Origin of the sequence: Streptomyces sp. NPDC086077, assembly GCF_040686175.1 — a bacterium.
In the GTDB taxonomy this organism is placed as follows: domain Bacteria; phylum Actinomycetota; class Actinomycetes; order Streptomycetales; family Streptomycetaceae; genus Streptomyces.
Genome location: NZ_JBFBJT010000293.1, coordinates 1 through 3,189, shown reverse-complemented (window position 1 = coordinate 3,189; position 3,189 = coordinate 1). Strand labels below are relative to the sequence as shown.

Sequence of the window (3,189 nt, the reverse complement as noted above, 5' to 3'; positions counted from 1 at the left end):
GCTCTCTTGGTCAGCTGGCGGCCCTGTTCCGTCTGGGCCTTGAGGTGCGCGAGGCGGTGGGGCAGCGCAGAAGCGGGGTCGGCGCGTCGCCGGAGCGCACGCCATGCGCTCCGGGACCGACCGGTCTTTTCACGTAGGTCAAGTGGGGGAAGGCAGGAATTCAGCAATGCGACAGGGCACCCGCAAGGGACTGATGACCGTGGCGGCGGCGACCGGCGTGATCGCCGCCGCGAGCGGTCACGCCCACGCCGACTCGGGCGCGAGCGGATCCAGTGCGAACTCGCCGGGCGTGCTGTCCGGCAACACGGTCCAGGCGCCGGTGCACGTGCCGGTCAACGTCTGCGGCAACACGATCAGCGTGGTCGGCATCCTCAACCCGGCGATCGGCAACTCCTGCGCCAACCAGGGTGGGGGCAAGGGGACGCCGGGCGGCTACGGCGACGAGCACGGCGGTTCCGGTGGCCACGGCTCCTCCGGCGGCGGGGCGCAGGCGGACGGGCACACCGAGGGCTCACCCGGCGTAGGATCCGGCAACCACATCCAGGTGCCGGTCCACGTGCCGGTCAACGTCTGCGGCAACAGCGTCAGCGTCATCGGTGTCGGCAACGCGGCCGTGGGCGGCGACTGCGCCAACGACGGCGGCACCGGCCACGGTCACACCACGCCGCCGGGAGGTGGCGACGGCGGTACGACCCCGCCGGGGACGCCGGACAACCCGGGCCCGGGTGGCCCCGGCAACCCCGAACAGCCGGGTACGCCGGGTGACGGCGGCACCGGCCCCGACAGGGGCGTCGACTCCAGCTCGGGCACCAGGGACGTCGTCGGCTCCGGCATCGGGGACGACACCGCCTCCAAGGACGGCGACCGTGCCGGGGGCGCGGCCGTCACACAGCTCGGTCGCGACTCCCAGCTCGCGCAGACCGGCAGCGGTCTGCCGATGGGCGCGGCCGCCTCGCTGGGCGCGGGGGCACTGCTGGCGGGCGCCGTCCTGTACCGCAGGGCGCGCGCCTCGGCGTAGCGCGTCCCTTTTTGCGCACACGCGCGACCGGAGACGGAGCGGGCCCCGCGTCCTGTGGGGCCCGCTCCGTTCCGGTCGTGCCGCCTCAGCTCACCACGTGGCGCGCACCTGGCGGATGATCCGCCGGCGCAGCCGTACCCTGCGGCTGCCGTCGCGCAGCAGGCTCAGGCGGTGCAACTCCCAGTTCCCGTATTCGGCATGGTCCGTCAGCAGGCGGGTGGCGTCCTTGCGGGAGACCCCGCGCGGTACGTACACGTCGACAAATTCGTATTCCGGCATCGCATCTATTGTGCGGGCAACGGCCCGGTACGGATAGCGTCTGCCCTATGTCTGATGCTGCGCAGCCCACCGCTGCCGAGGTACGCGCCGCCGCCGAGGCGGTCAAGACCGCGCTCGACCGTCATCTCGCGGCGGTCGAACGCAGGTCGGGGGAGGACGACCCGGCCGTCTACGAGGCGTTCAACCAGCTGGCCGCGGCCGCAGAGGCGTACGACGAGCTGCTCTACGACCGTTACGACGAGGTCACGCCCTTCGAGATCCCCGGCGCGGAGGACGCGCTGCCGCCGTACACGGGGCCCGAGGAACCGAACGCCTTGAGTGTGCTGATCCGCCGCGACTACGCGGTGGCGGAACCGCAGCGACTGCTGGCGCAGGCCGAGCGGATCGAGGCGGCGGACGCGGACAGCACGGACGCGGAGGCCGCGAGCACGATCCACGGGGCGCTGGGCATCCTCTTCGGCGAGTTCGAGCCGGACGAGATCGCCTCCCGGCACAAGGAGTTCGGCCTGGAGGAGGGCGACTCCACACTGTGGGTGACGGCAGCGGAGGAGCCCGCCGAACCCGGTGAGTGGCTGGAGGCACCGTTCGAGGCCGTCGACCCGCAGAGCGTGGTCTGCCGCTTCGACGTCAGCGCGGTCTTCGACGACGAGCCGGACGACGAGGACGAGGACGAGCCGGACGACCCCGAGGACCTTGAGGACGAGCTGGACCTGGACGAGGACGAGGACCTGGAGCCCTTGGACGCGGACCGGCGCTGACCAGCCACGCGGCACACGACGAACGGCGGCCACGGGGAACCAACTCCCCGTGGCCGCCGCTTCACGCCGTCCCGGCACCGGTGGCCGCAGCGGGCCGTCCCGGACGCCGGCCCCTCAGCTCCCCACCGGCACCTGTGCCTCCAGCAGCTTGGGCAAGCGGGTCGTCCGGGGTTTCGGCAGGATCTCCGCGACCGCCTTCGGGAGGGCCTGGTCGACCCCGTGGACGACCGACAGATGGCGTTCCGCGCGGCCGAACGCGGTGTACACCCAGGGGCGGCTCAGAACCTGGGCGGCATCGCCGGGCAGGACCGCGACCACCGCGGGCCAGCGGGTCCCCACCGCCTGGTGCGCGGTCAGGGCCCAGCCATGCCGTACGGACTGCTCCACCCGCTCCTGCGGTACGACCACGGCGTCCCCGGCGCACGACAGGTGCAGCCCCTCGGCGTCGGCCTTGACCACCTGGCCCGGGAGCGTACGGCCCGGCGCGGGGGAGTAGGCGACCCGGTCCCCGGGGTCGAAGCCGCCGAAGCGCCCAGGGCCGGGGTTCAGGCGTTCCTTCAGCGCGGCGTTCAGCGCCCGCGTCCCCGCCGCGCCCCCGTGGACCGGCGTGACGACCACCGTCTGCTCCGGTGGCACACCGATCGCCCGCGGCACCGAGTCGGCGACGAGCTGCACCGTGCGGTGCACCGCCTCACCGGCGTCCCGCACCGGCACGATCACGACCTCCTTGCCGGGTGCCTCGACCTGGAGCAGCTCGCCCACGCCGATGCCCGACACCAGCTCCCCGAGCGGCCCGGGATCCGGCCGCCGCGAGGCGACGCAGGGGCACCCGCGCACCGCCAGCAGATCCGCGAAGACCCGCCCGGGACCGATCGACCACAGCACCCCGGGGTCCCCGGCCAGCACCAGCCGGGCCCCGTCCGGCAGCGACTCGACGAGCAGCGCTGCCGCCTCCACGTCGAGCTGGGGCGCGTCGAGGACGACGAGCAGATCGAGGTCGAGCGCGCCGTCGGCGTCCCGCCCGGGCCCCTCCGCCCCGGCCAGCAGCCCGGCGACAGTCGTCACGCCGGCCTCCGGCCCGTCCAGCAGCGCAGCGAACTGCACGCGGCCGACCGGGCCGTGCGCGGCCGCCCA

4 protein-coding genes are annotated in these 3,189 nt (G+C 74.0%); 2 read left to right on the top strand and 2 right to left on the bottom strand.

Annotated features, from left to right (window positions below; genetic code table 11):
* The first annotated feature begins 166 nt into the window (after positions 1–166).
* Complete coding sequence (locus tag AB0O67_RS37065; RefSeq protein WP_365460444.1) at positions 167–1,018, top strand: chaplin; 852 nt, start codon at positions 167–169, stop codon at positions 1,016–1,018.
* Positions 1,019–1,108: 90 nt separating this feature from the next.
* Here the strand turns inward: AB0O67_RS37065 and AB0O67_RS37060 are convergent, their stop codons facing one another.
* Entirely contained in the window at positions 1,109–1,297 is a 189-nt protein-coding gene (locus tag AB0O67_RS37060) for a DUF5703 family protein (protein WP_365460441.1), read from the bottom strand.
* A gap of 47 nt (positions 1,298–1,344) precedes the next feature.
* Between AB0O67_RS37060 and AB0O67_RS37055 the strand changes: the two genes are divergently transcribed.
* Entirely contained in the window at positions 1,345–2,055 is a 711-nt protein-coding gene (locus AB0O67_RS37055; protein ID WP_365460438.1) for a hypothetical protein, read from the top strand.
* Between the two features lie 114 nt (positions 2,056–2,169).
* On the opposite strand, the gene AB0O67_RS37050 is transcribed toward AB0O67_RS37055, so the two are convergent.
* A partial coding sequence (locus AB0O67_RS37050) for an ATP-dependent RecD-like DNA helicase (RefSeq protein WP_365460435.1) occupies positions 2,170–3,189 on the bottom strand: 1,020 nt, incomplete at its 5' end.